This window comes from Sporosarcina sp. PTS2304, from assembly GCF_003351785.1.
In the GTDB taxonomy this organism is placed as follows: Bacteria; Bacillota; Bacilli; order Bacillales_A; family Planococcaceae; genus Sporosarcina.
The window spans coordinates 2,865,001-2,885,000 of sequence record NZ_CP031230.1; the positions used below are offsets into that span (position 1 = coordinate 2,865,001).

The following is a 20,000-nucleotide window of genomic DNA, read 5'->3' on the forward strand; positions in this document are numbered from 1 at the left end:
CTCTGCAAAACCGTAAGGTGACGTATAGGGGCTGACGCCTGCCCGGTGCTGGAAGGTTAAGAGGAGGGGTTAGCGCAAGCGAAGCTCTGAATTGAAGCCCCAGTAAACGGCGGCCGTAACTATAACGGTCCTAAGGTAGCGAAATTCCTTGTCGGGTAAGTTCCGACCCGCACGAAAGGCGTAACGATCTGGGCACTGTCTCAACGAGAGACTCGGTGAAATTATAATATGCGTGAAGATGCGCATTACCCGCGACAGGACGGAAAGACCCCGTGGAGCTTTACTGTAGCCTGATATTGAATTCCGGTGCAGCCTGTACAGGATAGGTAGGAGCCTTTGATTCCGGAGCGCCAGCTTCGGAGGAGGCATTGGTGGGATACTACCCTGGCTGTATTGGACTTCTAACCCATGCCCGTGATCCGGGCAGGAGACAGTGTCAGGTGGACAGTTTGACTGGGGCGGTCGCCTCCTAAAGAGTAACGGAGGCGCCCAAAGGTTCCCTCAGAATGGTTGGACATCATTCGTAGAGTGCAAAGGCATAAGGGAGCTTGACTGCGAGACCTACAAGTCGAGCAGGGTCGAAAGACGGGCTTAGTGATCCGGTGGTTCCGCATGGAAGGGCCATCGCTCAACGGATAAAAGCTACCCCGGGGATAACAGGCTTATCTCCCCCAAGAGTCCACATCGACGGGGAGGTTTGGCACCTCGATGTCGGCTCGTCGCATCCTGGGGCTGTAGTCGGTCCCAAGGGTTGGGCTGTTCGCCCATTAAAGCGGCACGCGAGCTGGGTTCAGAACGTCGTGAGACAGTTCGGTCCCTATCCGTCGCGGGCGCAGGAAATTTGAGGAGAGCTGTCCTTAGTACGAGAGGACCGGGATGGACATACCGCTGGTGTACCAGTTGTCTTGCCAAAGGCATCGCTGGGTAGCTATGTATGGACGGGATAAATGCTGAAAGCATCTAAGCATGAAGCCCCCTTCAAGATGAGATTTCCCATTACGCAAGTAAGTAAGATCCCTCAAAGAAGATGAGGTGGATAGGTCTGGGGTGGAAGCACGGCGACGTGTGCAGCTGACAGATACTAATCGATCGAGGACTTAACCTATTATTGAAAAGCGGAAGCAGCCGTTTAGATGCGGCAGGCATAAGGCGAAGATGTGCAGTGGTGCTCTTTACCACGAAACAGCTTTGACTTATGGCCCGAGCATCTGGCTGCTGAAGCTGGACAAAATGAAAAGTTAAATCGACCGTCTAGATACGACAGGCATAAGACGGATTGGCGAAGCGACGGTTTTTGTCGCGCAGCCAAGCTGACTTATGACCCGAGCATCTGGTCGATTTAGCTGGACAACACGAAAAGCAGAAGCAGTTACTTGAACAACCCAATGTCTTTTATCCAGTTTTGAGTGAACAACTCAACAGTCTAGTAACGATAGCGAAGAGGTCACACCCGTTCCCATACCGAACACGGAAGTTAAGCTCTTCAGCGCCGATGGTAGTTGGGGGTTTCCCCCTGTGAGAGTAGGACGTTGCTGGGCAAGCGAAGCCATTCCTTATGGAAATCCATGGGGGATGGCTTTTTTGTGTGTAAATATATTTAAAAACTTGTAAATTTCCCTATTGTTGTGAAAGGGGGGAGGAGTGATGGAGTGCAAGGAATCGAACCGATGGGACTCGAACGTATGACATACGTGAGACTCGCCATCGGTGATGATGACGCGGCAATCCGTCGCTCATCGCTCTTCGGAACCCGAACACGGAAGTTAAGCTCGCGCGCCGATGGTAGTTGGGCGGTTCTCCCTGTGAGAGTAGGACGTTGATGGGCACGAAGCCATTCCTTATGGAGATCCATGGGGAGTGACTTTTTTTGTTTTTATATAAATGCAGTAGTATAAACAGCTTACTAGGATTTTTTTAGAAATTCAGGTAAAGTAAATAAAAGAAAAGAGGAGAGTATGTATGACAACTGTTTATGATTTTACCGTACAAACTACGGATGGAGGACAACAAACACTTCAACAATATGATGGACATCCTATGATAATTGTCAATACAGCAAGTAAATGTGGCTTCATAAAACAATTTAAAGAACTTCAACAGCTGTACGAAGAATATAAAGATCAGGGACTTGTAATACTAGGCTTTCCTTCAGATAACTTTAATAACCAAGAATTTGATAATATAGAAGAAACCTTGAATCTTTGCCAAGTTAACTACGGTGTTACCTTTCCTATGTTTGCTAAGATAGATGTAAAAGGAGATAATGCAGACCCTTTATTTACTTATTTAACTGAGCAACAAAAAGGATTGTTAACTGAAGGGATTAAATGGAACTTTACAAAGTTTCTAATAGATCCTAACGGTCAAGTTGTCGAGCGTTTTGCGCCACAAACCAATCCGTTGAAAATGCAGAAATCAATTGAAAAACTATTTATTGAATAATAAGAATACTCATTTTGTATATATGTACCTTGACACGTTTCAAGTACGCTGATAACCTTTTAATAATCTTAATTGACAATAGTTTATCCTAGGAGGCAGAAAGTAAATGTGGGAATCAAAATTTTCTCGTGAAGGTCTGACGTTTGATGATGTATTATTGGTGCCAGCTGCAAGTGATGTGTTACCGAAAACTGTATCCTTATCTGTGAATTTAACCGATCGGATTAAGTTGAATATTCCTATTATCAGTGCAGGAATGGACACGGTAACAGAATCAAAGATGGCTATTTCAATGGCTCGTCAAGGCGGTGTCGGAATTATCCATAAAAACATGAGCGTAGAACAGCAGGCTGAGGAAGTTGTAACGGTAAAACGTTCTGAAAATGGTGTGATCAAGAACCCATTTTTCTTAACTCCTGAACATCAAGTATTTGATGCAGAGCACTTGATGGGTAAATACCGAATCTCTGGTGTACCAATCGTTAATAATATGGAAGAAAAAAAGCTAGTGGGTATTTTGACGAACCGTGATTTACGATTCATTCAAGATTACTCTATTATTATTGATGAAGTGATGACAAAAGAAAACTTAGTGACAGCTCCTGTAGGGACTACACTTGAAGATGCTGAGAAGATGTTGCAGCAATATAAAATTGAAAAACTTCCAATCGTTGATGATAAAGGCATTCTTAATGGGCTGATTACAATTAAAGATATTGAGAAAGTTATTGAATTCCCAAATGCAGCAAAAGACCAAGCTGGGCGTCTGTTAGTCGGTGCAGCTGTTGGAGTAACTGCTGATACGTCTGTCCGTGTTGAAAAGCTAGTTCAAGCAGAAGTCGATATCATTGTAATCGACACGGCTCACGGTCATTCTAAAGGTGTTATTGATACAGTTAGAACTATCCGTGAACAATACCCAGAACTTGCGATTGTCGCTGGTAACGTTGCGACTGGCGAAGCGGCCGAAGCTCTTTATGAAGCGGGTGCGGATGTCGTGAAAGTAGGAATAGGGCCTGGATCCATCTGTACTACACGCGTTGTAGCAGGGGTAGGCGTTCCACAAATTACCGCTATTTATGAATGTGCAACAGTTGCTCGTAAACACGGTAAAACTATTATTGCGGACGGTGGGATTAAGTACTCCGGAGATATTGTTAAAGCGTTGGCTGCAGGCGGACATGCGGTGATGCTTGGTAGTCTGCTTGCAGGTACTACTGAAAGTCCCGGCGATTCTGAAATCTTCCAAGGACGTCGTTTTAAAGTGTACCGTGGAATGGGATCTGTAGCGGCTATGGAAAAAGGGTCAAAGGATCGGTACTTCCAGGAAGACGCGAAGAAACTTGTGCCTGAAGGAATTGAGGGCCGCATGCCTTATAAAGGGCCACTTTCCGACACGATTCACCAGCTTGTTGGCGGTATTCGCGCAGGCATGGGATATTGTGGTTCAAAGGATTTGGAAGCTCACCGCGAGAATGCACAATTCATTCGTATGACGGGTGCTGGATTGCAGGAAAGTCACCCACATCAGGTGCAGATCACAAAAGAAGCTCCTAACTACTCGGTACGTTAATCACTAGATAAACTACTAGATAGACATCTGTATAAATCAACTGACATCTTTTCACCAGTATTTTGGGTGAAAAGGTGTTTTTTTCATGCAACGATACATCAAGTTGTATGAATATGGTACACTGATTTTTGATATGATCACGACGGAGGTATAAAGAGTGAAAAAAGTAACAAGAAGATGGCTTGTGGCATTCATGGTGCCGGTAATGTTTTTGACAATGGCAGGAATGGTGCCTGTAGCTAAAGCAGAATCCTCATTGGGAATTCGAGTCGGTGGAGCAATACTGATTGATGCAGATAGCGGAAAAGTATTGTATGAAGAAAATGCCACTCAACCGCTAGGCATTGCGAGCATGACTAAAATGATGACGGAATATTTGATGTTCGAAGCGCTTGAAGAAGGTACTATTACTTGGGATCAACAGTTTAAGGTCAATGGCTATACATACGCTATATCACAAGACCGTCGATTGAGTAATGTTCCACTGAGACGTGACGGAACGTATACAATTCGTGAACTATACGAAGCTGTCGCAATTTACTCCGCCAACGCGGCTACTATTGCCATTGCAGAAACTATCGCAGGGACGGAAGCGGAGTTTGTTAACTTAATGAATGAGAAAGCGAAAGAACTTGGGTTAACTGATTATAAATTTGTAAATTCCACCGGATTGAATAATGAAGATTTACAGGGAATGCATCCAAGTGGTTCTGGAGAAAAAGACGAGAACGTTATGCCAGCACGGTCTGTAGCAAAGTTGGCGTATCAATTAATAAAAGATTATCCAGAAGTGCTAGATACAACTAAAATTAGTCAAAAGATTTTTCGAGAAGGCACGTCTGACGCTATTGAAATGAAAAACTGGAATTTTATGCTTCCCGGCTTAGATTATGAATATCCCGGAGTAGACGGACTAAAGACGGGAACTACACTATTTGCAGGGCACTGTTTTACAGGGACAGCAGTACGGGAAAATAAACGGCTAATTGCTGTCGTAATGAATGCTGTAGATGACAAAGGTGTCGGTTCGTATAAAGCGCGTTTTGATGCTACACGTTCATTATTTGACTATGGATTTAATCAGTTTTCTAATGTGGAATTAGTATCTAAAGGATATCAATTTAAAGGACAGAAGACGTTAGGTGTGATCAAAGGGAAAGAAAGAAAGGTCGCCATTGCTTCAAAAGAGCCAGTGAGTATGATTATTCGTAAAAGTGATAAAGAAGAGTACGAGCCGCAACTAGTTGTAGATGATAAACTTGTAAAAAATGGCCAAGTTCAAGCTCCAATTAAAAAAGGGACAGTTATTGGTCATTTGAAAGTGGTACGAAAAGATGGCACGGATCTGGGCTTTATCGATGGAAAGATAGCGGGTACGGAAGTAATTACAACAGAAGATGTCAAGAAAGCAGGTTGGTTCGCATTAACTATGGGGGCAATTGGTGATTTCTTTTCTAATGCATGGAACAGCTCTACTGGGTTTGTAAAAGGATTATTTAAGTAAAAGTAAGCAGCGGGCCTATTGAGTAGGCGCCGTTGCTTTTTTTATATTCCATACGCGAAAGAGTGTATCTACGCCCGTTCTGATGTCATCTTCGGAGAGTCCGCCAAAACCTAGAAGAAAAGAAGGAACGGAGCGTGTTTGAATTACTTTATACGTATGCAGATTATGAATTTTAATCCCTGCTTGGAGTGCTTGTTCAAGTAACTCTTGCTCTGTTCTATCGGTATGTATATGCAATAAAATATGCATACCCGCTTCATCACCAGAAAATGTAACTATAGGTTTATAGCTTGTCAGGTATTCCGTTAAAGTGTACATCTTTTGCCGGTAAATCTTGCGCATGCGATTAAGATGCCGTGAAAATTGTCCATCTGCCATAAAACGAGCAAGTATGTGCTGATCTATTCTCGGTACTGATGATGAATAGGGGATAAAGGCTTGTCGATACGTCTCTAAAAGCCGTGGTGGAAGTACCATGTAAGCAATTCGCATGGAAGGCATCAGAGATTTAGTGAACGTACTGAGATAGATGACCTTTTCTCCTTTATCCATCCCTTGTAAAGAGGGAATGGGACGTCCTCGATAACGGAACTCACTATCATAATCATCTTCAATAATAAAAAACTCGGAGTTGGAAGTTGCCCAGTTCAACAAGGCTGTTCTGCGCGCCGCAGATAGCACTGTACCCGTTGGAAACTGATGAGAAGGGGTAACGTAAGCAATTGTGGCATTCGTTCTCTGAAGCGCCTTCACGTCGAGACCTTCTTGATCCACTGCGATAGGAATCGTCTGTCCGTTATTTTCCGAGAAGACATGACGCGTCATTAAGTAACCAGGATCTTCAATAGCGTATTGCGCATCCTTTCCAAGAATTCGAATGAGTAACGGCAATAACTGTTCTGTTCCGGAACCAACAATGATTTGCTCAGGAACACAGTCCACTCCACGTGAATGATACAGGTAGCGAGCTATTTCTTGACGCAATTCAAAGTCTCCATGCGGATCACCAAGTAGTAAAAGGTGTGCATTGGATGGATCCATCACATCACGTGCGTATTTCCGCCAAGCTGTGAAAGGAAAATGTTCAGTGTCTATGGAGTTTGCTGAGAAGTCGTAGTGAACAGGTTCATTGAGCATTTTTGTAGGAATAGAGAGAGTATTTTTTGTCGGCTGTACGTATGAGAGTTCCTCAATAGCTTGTACATAATATCCTTTCCGTGGTTCTGCCGCTATAAAACCTTCTGCCGTTAATTGATCGTAAGCCATTTCTATAGTCGTCTGGCTGACACCTAGAAAGTCTTCTAATTGACGTTTAGAAGGTAATTTCATTCCTACAGGAAATTTCCCATCAATAATATCTTGTTTAATCTGGTTATATATTTGTTGATAGAGTGGCATATTAGAATTCTTTTGAAGTTCAATAAAAATCATATCCATTAAGATCCCTCCGACTGACCATGTCATATATATGTTATCTGGTTATTTTAATATGGTCAAAATCAATTATACTGAAAATATCGAAAAGGAGGAAGAAAAATGAATTTTACTTATGGCGGCGTCATTATGGATGTTATTAATGCGGAGCAAGCAAAGATAGCTGAAGCGGCAGGTGCAATAGCAGTTATGGCACTAGAACGTGTACCTTCAGATATACGAGCTGCTGGTGGTGTAGCACGTATGGCAGATCCTAGCATTATTGAAGAAGTACAGCGTGCAGTGTCAATTCCAGTCATGGCTAAAGCGCGTATAGGACATATATCAGAAGCGCGTGTTCTCGAATCAATGGGAGTCGATTATATTGATGAGAGTGAAGTCCTGACTCCAGCGGACGACGAATTCCATTTATTAAAAAGCGAGTTCAGTGTGCCATTCGTCTGTGGGGCCAGAAACTTAGGAGAAGCTGCTCGCCGTTTAGGAGAAGGAGCAAAAATGCTTCGCACAAAAGGTGAACCAGGCACAGGAAATATTGTAGAAGCAGTACGTCACTTACGTATGATTAATGCACAAGTGAATAAAATCGTACATATGAACAAAGATGAGTTGATGACGGAAGCACGTGAGTTAGGGGCTCCCTTTGAAATTTTACTCGCTATAAAAGAAGCAGGGCGTCTACCCGTCGTTAACTATTCAGCTGGGGGTGTAGCCACGCCGGCCGATGCAGCATTGATGATGGAACTAGGGGCAGATGGAGTCTTCGTCGGATCTGGAATATTTAAATCAGAAAATCCCGAAGCATTTGCTCGTGCAATCGTCCAGGCAACAACAAACTACCAAGACTATTCTTTACTGGCGGAACTATCAAAAGGAATTGGCACACCTATGAAGGGCATAGAAATATCTACACTTGCCAACAACGAATTAATGGCGACACGCAGTTCTTAAATATAAATGGTCTTCACTCAATCAAATATTTGCATAAAGTAAGTAGAGAAAAGCCATTCGTTTTTCTCTGCTTACTATTATTTTATCAAGCCTGCTAATTATCTAAAGAAGGGAATAGTCTTTTTTGGGGAACGAACTGTTATTGATAAGTATTTGTAGAGGTAGTACACACTTGAGGACTCCCCATCCATAACCGGACGCTTTCCTAAAGGCGCGCGGCAGACTCGCCAGAAGTGCGTTAGGGCCTGTATAGTTCACATACCTCCCTAAACACATCGGGCTGAAACGCAACATAACGATATTCCATCCGACTCTCACTTTCTCATCCTTTGAACGCCAAATCTTCAGAACCCCCACCTCAACTTATCGACTCACTTTAAAAGAACAAGCCAACAAATGATTATATTTGAGTGAAACAAGCTAGTCCTTGTCAACGCCTTATTTTTGTAGTATGGTATATCTAATTTCACATGCATCACGATGATAGGAACTAGTAGCAACTGTGTTTTTTTTAGAGAGCTGGCGGGTGGTGAAAGTCAGTAAAAACCATTGTGAATCCATCCTGGAGTAGCAGAATCGAAACGAGTAGGTTCTGCCGGTAGTTGAGCCGATATCTCAAACAAGTGGACTGATCATCAGTCAATTTGGGTGGCAACGCGGGTAGTTCTCGTCCCTTCTACAGGGGATAGAGGGCTTTTTTTGTATTCAAAACAAAAGCGTAAGACGCCGTTCAGCCTCGACAGGCACTGGAGGGCTTATCGACAAAGGTGCCGCACTTTGCACCTTTTCGAAAAGACCGAAGTGACCCGAGAGACTGGCGTCAGAAGCTAGTCAAAACAAAAGCGTAAGACGCCGTGATAGTGTACATTACCAATGTAAAAAAATAGAGGAGGCAGATGACATGTTAGATAGTAAAGTACTACGTGCAAATTTTGAAGAAGTAAAAGAGAAGCTAAGCAAAAGAGGAGAAGACTTAACGGACTTTGAGAAGTTTGGAGGTCTCGATGAAAAGCGCCGTGCTATTTTATCAAAGGTTGAGGTTCTTAAAGCAGAGCGCAATGAAGTATCTCAGCAAGTAGCACAAATGAAAAGAAACAAAGAAAACGCAGACGAAGTTATAGCAAAAATGAAGACAGTAGGGGAAGAAATTAAGGCATACGACGCGGAATTATCAAAAGTGGAAGAAGAACTGAATTATGTACTAATGCGTATTCCGAATATCCCGCATGATAGCGTACCAGTAGGAGACAGTGAAGATGACAATGTCGAAGTCCGCACGTGGGGAGAACAACCAACGTTTGACTTTGAACCAAAGCCGCACTGGGAGATCGGAACAGACCTACAACTTCTTGATTTTGAAAGAGCGGCAAAAGTTACAGGTAGCCGCTTTGTATTTTACCGTGGACTCGGAGCAAGACTAGAACGTGCTTTGATTAATTTCATGCTGGATCTTCACCAAGAAGAGCATGGTTATGAAGAAATGTTACCACCGTATTTAGTCAATCGTACAAGCTTAACGGGCACAGGACAATTACCAAAATTTGAAGAAGATGCATTTTTAATCGAAGAGGAAGATTATTTCTTGATTCCGACGTCTGAGGTGCCTGTAACAAACTTCTATCGTGATGAAATTTTAGACGGAGCAAAATTACCAATTGCTTTTACAGCATACAGCACAAACTTCCGTTCAGAAGCCGGCTCTGCAGGACGTGATACGCGCGGTTTGATCCGTCAGCATCAATTCAATAAAGTGGAACTAGTGCGTTTCGTAAAGCCTGAAGATTCTTATGACGAGCTAGAAAAATTAACAGGTCATGCTGAACGTGTGCTTCAATTGTTGAACTTGCCATATCGTGCGTTAAAAATGTGTACGGCAGACTTAGGATTTACAGCTGCTAAAAAGTATGATTTGGAAGTATGGATTCCTACACAAAATATGTATCGTGAAATTTCTTCTTGTTCAAACTTTGAAGACTTCCAAGCACGTCGCGCACATATTCGCTTCAGACGCGAACCGGGCGCAAAGCCAGAGTATGTCCATACGCTGAATGGCAGTGGACTAGCAGTAGGCCGCACAGTCGCAGCAATTTTAGAGAACTATCAGCAAGAGGACGGTTCTGTTGTAATACCCGAAGTGTTGCGTCCATATATGGGTGGAAAAGATAAAATTGTAGCACCTAATTAAAAAAGAAGCTAGTTCCCAAGGTTTATTCTTGTGAACTAGCTTCTTTTTTTGCCGATTTTTTGTTCATTCGAAGAGAACGGAAAAAGGTAGTGAGTAATTGTCCGCATTCATCTGCCAAAACACCTTCTGTTACTTCACATTCATGATTAAAGCGGGAATCATTCAATAGCTGATACAGTGTATGGACGCAGCCACCTTTAGGATCACGTGCTCCATAAACTACGCGTGGAATTCGTGATTGCAGTATGGCTCCAGCGCACATGGGGCAAGGCTCTAACGTTACATAAAGAACAGTATTCTCCAGCCGCCAGCTACCTATCTGTTCGCAGGCGGATTGAATAGCGGATAGTTCAGCGTGTGTTAAAGCATTTTGTGTAGTTTCACGCAAATTATGTGCACGCGCAATAACTGTACCGTCGTGAACGATAACTGCACCAATAGGAACTTCCGCAAGGTCTGCTGCTTTTTCTGCTTCTTTTATAGCGAGTTTCATATAAAAACTATCATCATTTTGCATACATCTCACTCCCTATAAATAAGTTTACCATGCGATCAATCAAAATCAATTAAGTGAATGTTTCACGTGAAACAATTAAATGATCGTAACTATTTTTCCTAGACAGTAAGCAGATATGTTAAAATAGAACGTGCAACTAAATCGGAAGGGTGAGTGCTACGTGTTTGTTCCATTTATTGCTGTAGAAGGTCCAATTGGTGTAGGGAAAACTACGTTGACCACAGCAATTGCCAAGACCTTTTCCTATCAACAATTGCAAGAAATCAGTGATGAAAATCCTTTCTTAGATCAATTCTATCAAGATAAAAAGAAATGGAGTTTTCAAACAGAAATGTTTTTCTTGTGCAATCGTTATGAACAATTAAAGCAAATTAATAAAGAATATTTATCCGTTGGTAAAGGTGTCGTAGCGGATTATCATATATTCAAAAATATGCTGTTTGCAAAACGAACATTAAATGCAACAGATTTCTCGAAATACAGAGAAATTTATCGTATTTTGACTGAAGATTTGCCTATGCCTAATATTATTATTTCATTATCAGCTGACCTGCCGACGTTGCAACAGCGGATTGAACTACGTGGACGTTCTTATGAAACCGATATAGATCCCTCCTATTTACGTCAGTTGTCGGCAGATTATCGTTCTTATATTCCGGAGTTTGAAAATGAACATCCTACAATGCCAGTCATTCATATTGATGGTGATCAATTAGACTTCGTGAAGAATAAAGAAGATATGGAAATTATAATGAATCAAGTTCGTGATGCCGTGCAGAAAGGTTTGAAGTTGAATGAAATCACTTACTATACCGAAAAATAGTGTGTTTGCAGTAGCGGGCATGGTAGGAGTAGGGAAGTCGACTATGACTAGAGTCATTGCTTCACGTTTGAGTTTCCAAGCATCTTATGAAAATGTGGCGAAAAATCCTTACTTAGAAAAGTTTTATACAGATTTTGAACGTTGGAGTTTTCATCTGCAAATATTCTTTTTGGCAGAACGTTTTAAAGAACAAAAGAGAATAGTTGAAAATGGCGGAGGTTTTGTACAAGATCGTTCCATTTATGAGGATGTAGGAATCTTCGCAAAAATGCATGCGGATAAAGGGACAATGGACGCGGTCGACTATGAAACTTATATGGGCTTATATGATGCTATGGTGATGACCCCTTATTTTCCGCATCCGGATGTATTAATTTACTTGGAAGGGCCATTGGAAGCGATTCTTGATCGGATTGATGAACGTGGAAGGAATATGGAGCTACAAACTCCTCGTGCGTATTGGGAAGAAATGTACAGGCGATACGAACAATGGATTAACTCATTTACTGCTTGTCCTATCGTCCGCTTAAATATTACGGAATATGATTTGCTTTCTAAGGAAGAAGATGTGGACAGGATTATCGAGAAGATAGCAGAGGTTATGCAGAAAAAGACGATACCCTGTGACTAAAGGGTACCGCCATTTATTTTAATGTACCGGTACTTCTGTAAAAAACTCTTGATATAACTCACGAAGTACACTATTTTCGTCTTTTTCTTGAATCCCAAATACTAAACTGACTTCTGAAGAGCCTTGGTTAATCATTTCAATATTTGCGCCTGTTCGTGCAATAGCGGAAGCGGCGCGTGCTGCTAGACCGCGAGCATGGCGCATACCTTCTCCTACGAGTACGATCATAGAAAAACCACGTTGGAAATGTACATCGTCAGGATGCAGTTCTTGTTCGATTCGATCGATGATACGTGCTTCTTTTTCAGACGTCAGATGTTCGTCACGAATAATAACAGATAAGTTATCGATTCCCGATGGTGTATGCTCGTAAGGAATTTCTTCTTCTTCTAAAATTTGAAGTAAATGACGACCAAAACCAATTTCCAAGTTCATCAAGTATTTGTCTACGAATAAAGTAGAGAAACCGTTGTCAGCAGCGATACCAACGACAGATTGAAGTTGGTGATCACGATTGCGTACAATCATTGTACCTGGAGCACTCGGATTATTCGTATTTTTAATGCACACTGGAATCTTATGACGGAATGCCGGAACTAAAGCCTCTTCATGGAAGACAGAAAAACCGGCATAAGCCAATTCACGCATTTCTCGATATGTCATCGCGTCAATTGCGCGCGGATTTTCAATAACAGTCGGGTTAGCCGAAAAGACGGAATCGACATCAGTGAAGTTTTCATACAGTTCAGCATTTGTAGCAGCCGCTAAAAGGGCACCGGTAATATCAGAGCCGCCACGGTTAAATGTCCGCAACGTGCCGTCATCAGTGTAACCAAAGAAGCCCGGGAAGACGATAATGCCTTTTTTATCTCGCAATGTACAAAGCTTCTCATTACCTTCAGGCAGCGCGCGTACGCGTTCTGGTCGATGGTTGACTAGTAATCCGCCATCACGGGGATTAACGTATTCTGCTTCTACGCCAATATGTTGGAAGTAAGCCGCAATCATCTTTGCATTATTATCTTCACCTGCAGCCTTTAAGCTGTCGACGTACAAGATTTCATCTGTTTGATCTTTATTCAGTCGTCTAATCAAATCACGCTCAATAATTTCCGCAATTTCATTGTCCAGTCCGAGACCGTCAGCAATCTGTTGATAGCGTTCCACGACTTTCTGTAAAGCGTCTGTCGTGTCATGACCCGCTAAAGAAGTGTCTGCCAGTTCAATGAGCAGGTCAGTCACTTTAATGTCTGCTGAAAAACGCTTACCAGGTGCGGAGACGACTACAATCTTTCGTGAAGGGTCAGACATGACAATATCAACTACTTTACGAATTTGTTCTGCGGATGCAACGGATGTACCACCAAATTTACACACTTTCACGTTATACCAGATCCTATCTATATTTAAGTTTAAATTTCTATTATTTTAGAAGATTCATAAAAACGGTTGTTATTAAAGACATAATTCTCTATAATTGTCCTTATGCGAAGAACGATTGTTTTTTCATAGTGTACATATAGTTAGGAGAATCGTCAAATGAAAAATGAAATTAATATCGGTTTATTGGGCTATGGAGTAGTAGGAAGTGGGGTTGCAACCATCCTGCATAATCATCAAGAGGACTTGCAACATAAGCTTGGCGTTCGCGTCTCGATTAAAAAGGTCGTCGTCAAAAACTTAGATAAAAAACGCAATGGCGTCATTCCGAAAGAAATGTTCACTACTTCATTAGATGAGGTACTTAATGATCCGGAAATCGATTTAGTCATTGAAGTAACAGGCGGTTCGTCTGACGCCATACGCCGTTCATTAGAAGCGGGCAAAGGTGTCGTAACAGCGAATAAAGATGTCATGGCTGAGTCAGGCCCTGAACTATTAAAACTCGCAGATCAAATGAAGTGCGACCTTCTATATGAAGCGAGTGTAGGTGGCGGTATTCCACTGATCCGTACATTGGAAGACGGCTTAGCATCTGATCGCATTACTGCACTTACAGGGATTGTCAATGGAACAACTAACTTTATTTTAACAAAAATGAAACACGAAAATAAGACCTATAAAGAGGCATTGGCAGAAGCAACGGAATTAGGGTTTGCAGAAGCTGATCCTACAGCAGACGTCGATGGCATTGATGCCGCACGTAAAATGGTCATCCTTGCTTCACTATCTTTCTCAACTGAAGTGCACCTCGATGATGTATTTGTTCGTGGGATGAAGGAGATTAAAGATGGAGATTTGGAGTTAGCTGAACAATTCGGTTATACAATTAAAATGGCTGGAACGGCAAAGAAAGACGAGGAAGGAATTGAAGTGGCTGTAGAGCCTGTATTTTTCCCTAATTCACATCCGCTAGCTACGGTTAATAATGAATTCAACGCCGTGTATGTGTATGGTGATGCGGTGGGAGAGACGATGTTTTACGGACCGGGTGCTGGTTCATTGCCTACAGCAACGTCTGTTACAGGAGACGTTGTAGCAGCTTGCCGTAACTTACTGCTAGGTGTAAATGGTAAAAGAATGCATGCACCGCAATTCGAACGGAAAGTGAAATCAGATGATCAAAAGTTTGCTCGTTATTTCCACCGTATTACTGTTCGGGATGAGATCGGTGTACTAACGGAGCTGACTTCGATTTATAGCCATCATAAAGCTAGCTTGGCGACAGTCGTCCAAGATTCTGAATTACAAGATGAAGGTGCAGACTTAATTTTCATTACCCATAAAATTTCACGTCAACAACATTTAGATATTTTGGCAGACTTAAAAGATACACCGGCGGTCATTGACATCTTAAGTCATTACCGGGTGGAAGGAGAATAATTTAACATGAGAAGATGGAATGGACTAATCGAGGAATATAAAGAATGGTTACCCGTAACAGAAAACACGCCTGCGCTTACTTTGCAGGAAGGAAATACACCGTTAATCTATCTTGAAAACTTGTCAAAGCAGTGGGGTATCAATCTCTATGTGAAAACTGAAGGGACGAATCCAACAGGCTCGTTTAAAGACCGCGGAATGGTAATGGCGGTTGCGAAGGCAAAAGAAGAAGGGAAAACGGCTTTGATTTGTGCATCCACAGGTAATACATCTGCTGCCGCGGCTGCATATGGAGCGCGTGCAGGTATGCGCACAATCGTCGTTATTCCTGAAGGTCGTATTGCGCTTGGTAAATTAGCACAAGCAAAAATGTACGGGGCGGAAATCGTAGCAATTGAAGGCAACTTTGACGAAGCACTTCGTATGGTACGTGAAGTAGGAGAAGGTAAAATTGCGTTAGTTAACTCAGTGAATCCTTACCGTCTAGAAGGACAAAAGACAGTGGCATTTGAAGCGATTGAACAATTAGGGAAAGTTCCCGATATTTTCGCTTTACCAGTAGGAAATGCAGGAAATATTTCAGCTGCCTGGAAAGGTTTTAAAGAGTATGCTGAGAAAAAAGGAACAGGCACGCCGAAATTGCTTGGTGTTCAAGCAGACGGTGCAGCTCCAATTGTATATGACCGTGTATTTGAAGAGCCGGAAACAGTCGCAACTGCAATCCGTATTGGAAATCCTGCAAGCTGGCATTTAGCTACTCAAGCACTTGAGGAATCAGGTGGAGACATTTTATCTGCAACAGATGAAGAAATTTTAGAAGCGTATCAGCTACTCGCATCGACAGACGGGATCTTCGCAGAGCCGGCATCATGTGCGACTATTGCAGGCATTAAAAAACGTCTTGACGCTGGCTTGATTGAAAAAGGGACGACAATTGTAGGAATTTTAACTGGAAACGGTTTGAAAGATCCTGAAACCGCCATTAACGTTAATTCTCACAAACCATTAATGACAAATGATCAGTTTAATAACTTCTTGAAAGAATTGAAAGAGGGGAACGAATAATGAAAGAAGCCGGTTTTTCAGTAACCGTACCAGCCACAACGGCAAATCTCGGACCCGGCTTCGATCATTTAGGTCTTGCCCTTTCATTAACAATGACTATAGAGGTAGCAACTGCACCACAATGGGAAGTCGAGTATAAAGATAAGGAATATGCTGAGCTTCCAACGGATGAAACGAATTTAATCGTACAAACGATCCAGCAAGTAGTTGCCAAGTATCATAAAACTGCGTCACCTCAGAAGTTAGTTGTGTCTTCAGATATTCCATTAGGAAAAGGTCTTGGTAGCAGTGCAACGGCCATTGCTGCTGGAATTGAGATCGCAAATGAAGTGGCACACTTACAGCTGGAGACGCAAGATAAGCTGCGTATCGGAAGTGAACTTGAAGGACATGCAGACAATGTTACTGCAGCTCTGTTAGGCGGGTTAACAGTATCGTACTTTACAGATGAAGAAATGGAAGTATTGACATTCCCTACACCTCCAATCGGTGTCGTCATTCTAGTGCCACCAGTTGCATTGAAAACAGAAGCTTCTCGTGGGCTATTGCCAGAGCAATTGACACACAAAGAAGCTGTTCGCGGAAGTGCGGCGGGAAGTGTGATGACAGCTGCAATTGCCCAGGAAGATTGGGCGACAGCTGGACGCATGATGGAACGTGATCTATTTCATGAACCTTATCGCAAAGTCGGTTTTCCTAACTTCGACGAAATACGTGTAGCATGTCACGAAGCAGGAGCGTATGGTATGACGATTAGCGGAGCGGGCCCTTCTTTATTTATAGCTGTACCGCCCACCACTGAAAAGCAAGTGGCGGCTTCACTGGACGAACGGTTTCCCCACTATCAAGCAATTGCATTGCAACCTGCTACAACAGGAGCAATTATAACAAAATAAAACAGCGACCGGATATTTGTCCGGTCGCTGTTTTTAAAGAAATAAAAAAACGTTACATCATGTAACGTGTAGAGTCAAAATATGGCGGAGGAAGAGGGATTCGAACCCCCGCGGGCTTTAACACCCCTGTCGGTTTTCAAGACCGATCCCTTCAGCCGGGCTTGGGTATTCCTCCATATTAGACAAGTAATAATATATCATGCATTTTAGAACTCGTCAACTGTTATTAGAAACTTTTTTTCTTTTATAAAAGAAACGCCAGCAATAGAAAATGAGTAAGCTGACGGCTTGTACAATCCATGCATAAGTGAACTGGAATTCTGAATTCGAAAAAATAATAATAAGAAGTCCAATGACAATGCCTGGCAATATAATGGCTGCGTACATTCGCACTTCGGGATTTCTGAAACTTAGCTCAAACTCTTTAGCTTTCATAATATTTACACCCCGCTTTCTATACATTTTAGCACTGTTAAAATAGTTCATCAATAAAATACAGATAACGTTTGATTTTTAGTAAGGAATCTGTATAATTAGAAATGCCGTGCTAGGTGGGGAATTAGCGGTGCCCTGTAACTTGCAATCCGCTCTAGCAAGACTGAACTCCTTTTCGAGGCTGTCCGTATTGTAGGGTCTGCCTTTTGCACGTAGTGTTGACGTCTGGGTCCTGCGCAATGGGAACCCATGAATCATGTCAGGTCCGGAAGGAAGCAGCATTAAGTGGACTCTCTCATGTGCCGCGGGGTAGCCTAGGCCGAGCCAACGACAAGAGTAACGCTTATGTGCGGCAGTCGAAGGAAGGTGCACGGCTTTAATTGAACAACTCACTCGCCCGTTTTCTAATGGGCGAGTTTTTTATGTCTGCGAAATAGTGTATACTTCGAAAGAGAACGAATTTATTTATGAAGGGGAGCGGTTTGCAATGTCTGAAAAGAAAATGAACGTTGAAAGTTTTAATTTGGATCATACGAAAGTAAAAGCACCTTATATTCGATTAGCCGGAACTTCGGAAGGTCAAAACGGAGACAAGATTTACAAATACGATATGCGATTCTGTCAGCCAAATAAAGAACATATGGACATGCCTTCTATTCACTCTCTTGAGCATATGATGGCAGAGTTCAGTCGTGACCATTCAGATAAAATTGTAGATATTAGTCCAATGGGTTGTCAAACAGGCTATTATTTAGCATTGATCAATCATGAAGATTATGAAGACGTGCTCTCTATAGTAGAGAAAACTTTACAAGATGTACTAGTAGCTACAGAAGTACCTGCATGTAATGAGATGCAATGCGGCTGGGCAGCAAGCCATAGTTTAGAAGGCGCTAAAGAATTGGCGCGTACTATGCTTGCGAAGAAAGATGAGTGGACTGAGGTTTTTGCGTAAGTCACTCAAGTGATTTGGAAACTATTCTATTCAAATTCATGTTATAATTAGAGAACTATGCATAGTATTGAAGAGGGGGAAAAGCAGTTGATTTATCAAGCACTATATCGGGCATATCGACCTCAAACATTCGGTGAGATGTCTGGACAACAAGCGATTAAGCAAACACTGCAGAATACCCTTCTTCATCAGAAAACAACACATGCGTATTTGTTTTCCGGACCGCGTGGAACAGGGAAGACGAGTGCAGCGAAGATATTTGCCAAAGCGTTAAACTGTGAAAATGGACCGGCAGCAGAGCCGTGCAATGAATGCCAGACATGTAAAAGCATTACAGAAGGTTCCAATACGGACGTAACTGAATTTGACGCGGCTTCTAATTCACGTGTTGAAGAAATTCGAGATATTATCGAAAGAGTCCATGTAGCCCCTTCGAATGCACGTTTTAAAGTTTATATCATTGATGAAGTGCATATGCTTTCGAATTCAGCTTTTAATGCATTATTGAAGACGTTAGAAGAACCACCTGCACATGTTGTATTTATATTAGCGACAACAGAGCCGCATAAACTGCCATTAACGATTATTTCTAGATGTCAGCGTTTTGACTTTAAACCCATTACAGCAGTAGAAATTATGGAACGTATGCGCCAGGTGCTAGGTGATATTCATGTGACGGCTGAAGAAGGAGCTTTGCGCGCGATTGCTCAAGCGGCTACCGGGGGAATGCGAGATGCACTCAGTATGCTTGACCAAGCGATATCATTTAGTGGAGATGAACTAACTACCGAAGATGCTCTGCTCGTAACAGGTGCGATAGGGGAAGAAATCTTTTATCAGCTTGCACAAGCGATTCAAGGGAAAGACGCGGGAGCTGCACTTTCATTACTCCATCAGCTAATAGCAGAAGGAAAAGATGTAGGTCGGTTAGCGGAAGATATGATTACCTTTTTTCGAGATATGCTTTTGCTTGGCACAGCACCAGAACTAACGGATTTATTAGAGTTAATTTCTAATGGTGAGAAATTTAAAGAACTCGCGCAAGCGTTTCATTCTGATGAACTATACCGCTATATTGATGTTCTGTCTAAAACGCAACAAGAGATGCGGTTTTCTAATCATGGAAAAGTGTATATAGAATCTGCCCTTTTGAAAATGATCCACTCAGGCGATCAACAGAATGTAACAGCTACTGCATCAGATCCTGAAATGTCTCAAAAACTCGCTGTCTTGGAACAAACAGTTAGGCAACTTCAACAACAATTGGCTTCGGGCTCTGTACCACAAGCTTCAAATGAACCTCAAGCCCCTACTCGTCGTGCAGCTTCTACAGCTTCCCGATCAGCTAAAGTGCCTACAGGTAAAATTGTTGAAGTACTGAAAGCTGCAACAAAGTCAGATATTCAAATGATTCGAGAGCAGTGGGCGGGTATGATGCAAAGTTTACAACGCTCACATGCAGCTTTGTTAGAAGAGACTGAACCGGTTGCGGCATCAGAGACGGCTTTTGTGTTAAAATTTAAATATGAAATTCATTGCCTCATGGCTTCTGAGAATGCCACACTGCAAGCAGGTCTATCCGATGCGTTATTGCAACGTACCGGTAAAGGCTATGAAGTGATTTACGTTGCTGAAGAAAGCTGGCTAGAAGTACGGGCAGATTTTATCCGCAAAAATGGCCTGGGCAGTCAAAAAAACCAAGACGATGCTCAACAGTCGGTAACGGATTCGGAAACTGCTTCGGCGTTCATGGAAGAAGCTACTCTGGC

Annotated in this window: 16 protein-coding genes, 1 tRNA gene, 2 rRNA genes, 1 other RNA gene and 1 other annotated feature (2 of these 21 only partly in view); of the genes, 15 read left to right on the plus strand and 5 right to left on the minus strand. The window is 42.4% G+C overall.

The annotated features are described in order from the left end of the window. The 5 genes from DV702_RS13725 to DV702_RS13745 form a co-directional block, all read left to right on the plus strand. Positions 1-1,105, plus strand: a 23S ribosomal RNA gene (locus DV702_RS13725); it begins 1,822 nt to the left of the window's first position. 317 nt (positions 1,106-1,422) lie between these two features. After that, a 5S ribosomal RNA gene (gene rrf / locus DV702_RS13730) occupies positions 1,423-1,538 on the plus strand. Positions 1,539-1,959: 421 nt separating this feature from the next. Then, entirely contained in the window at positions 1,960-2,442 is a 483-nt protein-coding gene (locus tag DV702_RS13735; RefSeq protein ID WP_114925265.1) for a glutathione peroxidase, read from the plus strand. A 106-nt stretch (positions 2,443-2,548) separates the two neighbouring features. Further along, positions 2,549-4,015: an IMP dehydrogenase gene (gene guaB, locus DV702_RS13740; protein WP_114925266.1), complete on the plus strand. Its 1,467-nt coding sequence runs from the start codon at positions 2,549-2,551 to the stop codon at positions 4,013-4,015. A 157-nt stretch (positions 4,016-4,172) separates the two neighbouring features. Then, complete coding sequence (locus tag DV702_RS13745; protein ID WP_114925267.1) at positions 4,173-5,519, plus strand: serine hydrolase; 1,347 nt, start codon at positions 4,173-4,175, stop codon at positions 5,517-5,519. A 15-nt stretch (positions 5,520-5,534) separates the two neighbouring features. Here the strand turns inward: DV702_RS13745 and DV702_RS13750 are convergent, their stop codons facing one another. Further along, positions 5,535-6,956, minus strand: coding sequence for a MocR-like pyridoxine biosynthesis transcription factor PdxR (locus DV702_RS13750; RefSeq protein ID WP_114925268.1), 1,422 nt, complete (start codon positions 6,954-6,956; stop codon positions 5,535-5,537). 99 nt (positions 6,957-7,055) lie between these two features. On the opposite strand from DV702_RS13750, the gene pdxS reads away from it, so the two are divergent. Together pdxS and serS are read left to right on the plus strand one after the other, a co-directional pair. Then, positions 7,056-7,901 carry a pyridoxal 5'-phosphate synthase lyase subunit PdxS gene (gene pdxS, locus DV702_RS13755; RefSeq protein ID WP_114925269.1) on the plus strand — a complete coding sequence of 282 codons (846 nt, stop codon included), beginning with the start codon at positions 7,056-7,058 and terminating at the stop codon, positions 7,899-7,901. A gap of 471 nt (positions 7,902-8,372) precedes the next feature. Next, positions 8,373-8,579, plus strand: a binding site (T-box leader). 223 nt (positions 8,580-8,802) lie between these two features. After that, positions 8,803-10,086, plus strand: a complete 1,284-nt coding sequence (gene serS / locus DV702_RS13760; protein WP_114925270.1) for a serine--tRNA ligase — start codon at positions 8,803-8,805, stop codon at positions 10,084-10,086. A 22-nt stretch (positions 10,087-10,108) separates the two neighbouring features. On the opposite strand, the gene tadA is transcribed toward serS, so the two are convergent. Beyond that, entirely contained in the window at positions 10,109-10,603 is a 495-nt protein-coding gene (gene tadA, locus DV702_RS13765) for a tRNA adenosine(34) deaminase TadA (protein ID WP_114925271.1), read from the minus strand. A gap of 160 nt (positions 10,604-10,763) precedes the next feature. Here tadA and DV702_RS13770 point away from each other — a divergent pair, with 160 nt between their 5' ends. After that, positions 10,764-11,426 (plus strand): deoxynucleoside kinase, encoded by a 663-nt coding sequence (locus DV702_RS13770; RefSeq protein ID WP_114925272.1) that lies wholly within the window; start codon positions 10,764-10,766, stop codon positions 11,424-11,426. Then, positions 11,398-12,057, plus strand: a complete 660-nt coding sequence (locus DV702_RS13775) for a deoxynucleoside kinase (protein WP_114925273.1) — start codon at positions 11,398-11,400, stop codon at positions 12,055-12,057. The genes DV702_RS13770 and DV702_RS13775 overlap by 29 nt, the downstream gene beginning before the upstream one ends. Before the next feature lie 18 nt (positions 12,058-12,075). On the opposite strand, the gene DV702_RS13780 is transcribed toward DV702_RS13775, so the two are convergent. Beyond that, positions 12,076-13,440: an aspartate kinase gene (locus DV702_RS13780; RefSeq protein ID WP_114925274.1), complete on the minus strand. Its 1,365-nt coding sequence runs from the start codon at positions 13,438-13,440 to the stop codon at positions 12,076-12,078. A 156-nt stretch (positions 13,441-13,596) separates the two neighbouring features. Between DV702_RS13780 and DV702_RS13785 the strand changes: the two genes are divergently transcribed. The 3 genes from DV702_RS13785 to thrB are packed head-to-tail and all read left to right on the plus strand — an operon-like array spanning position 13,597 to position 16,841. Then, entirely contained in the window at positions 13,597-14,880 is a 1,284-nt protein-coding gene (locus DV702_RS13785; RefSeq protein WP_114925275.1) for a homoserine dehydrogenase, read from the plus strand. A 6-nt stretch (positions 14,881-14,886) separates the two neighbouring features. After that, positions 14,887-15,945, plus strand: coding sequence for a threonine synthase (gene thrC / locus DV702_RS13790; RefSeq protein ID WP_114925276.1), 1,059 nt, complete (start codon positions 14,887-14,889; stop codon positions 15,943-15,945). Then, a complete protein-coding gene (thrB, locus tag DV702_RS13795) occupies positions 15,945-16,841 on the plus strand; it encodes a homoserine kinase (protein ID WP_114925277.1) in 897 nt (298 codons plus the stop codon). Before thrC ends, thrB begins: the two co-directional genes overlap by 1 nt. Before the next feature lie 82 nt (positions 16,842-16,923). Here thrB and DV702_RS13800 read toward each other — a convergent pair. After that, positions 16,924-17,016 (minus strand) — tRNA-Ser (locus DV702_RS13800). 41 nt (positions 17,017-17,057) lie between these two features. Then, positions 17,058-17,276 carry a hypothetical protein gene (locus DV702_RS13805; RefSeq protein WP_114925278.1) on the minus strand — a complete coding sequence of 73 codons (219 nt, stop codon included), beginning with the start codon at positions 17,274-17,276 and terminating at the stop codon, positions 17,058-17,060. A gap of 107 nt (positions 17,277-17,383) precedes the next feature. Here DV702_RS13805 and ffs point away from each other — a divergent pair. The 3 genes from ffs to dnaX all read left to right on the plus strand — a co-directional run. After that, positions 17,384-17,650, plus strand: an RNA gene (gene ffs / locus DV702_RS13810) — signal recognition particle sRNA large type. 113 nt (positions 17,651-17,763) lie between these two features. Next, entirely contained in the window at positions 17,764-18,231 is a 468-nt protein-coding gene (locus DV702_RS13815; RefSeq protein WP_114925279.1) for an S-ribosylhomocysteine lyase, read from the plus strand. An 87-nt stretch (positions 18,232-18,318) separates the two neighbouring features. Further along, a protein-coding gene (dnaX, locus tag DV702_RS13820; RefSeq protein ID WP_114925280.1) for a DNA polymerase III subunit gamma/tau crosses the window boundary here: on the plus strand, positions 18,319-20,000 show its 5' portion. Its footprint extends 70 nt past the window's final position; the window shows 1,682 of its 1,752 coding nt (coding positions 1-1,682); it begins with the start codon at positions 18,319-18,321; the stop codon falls past the right edge of the window.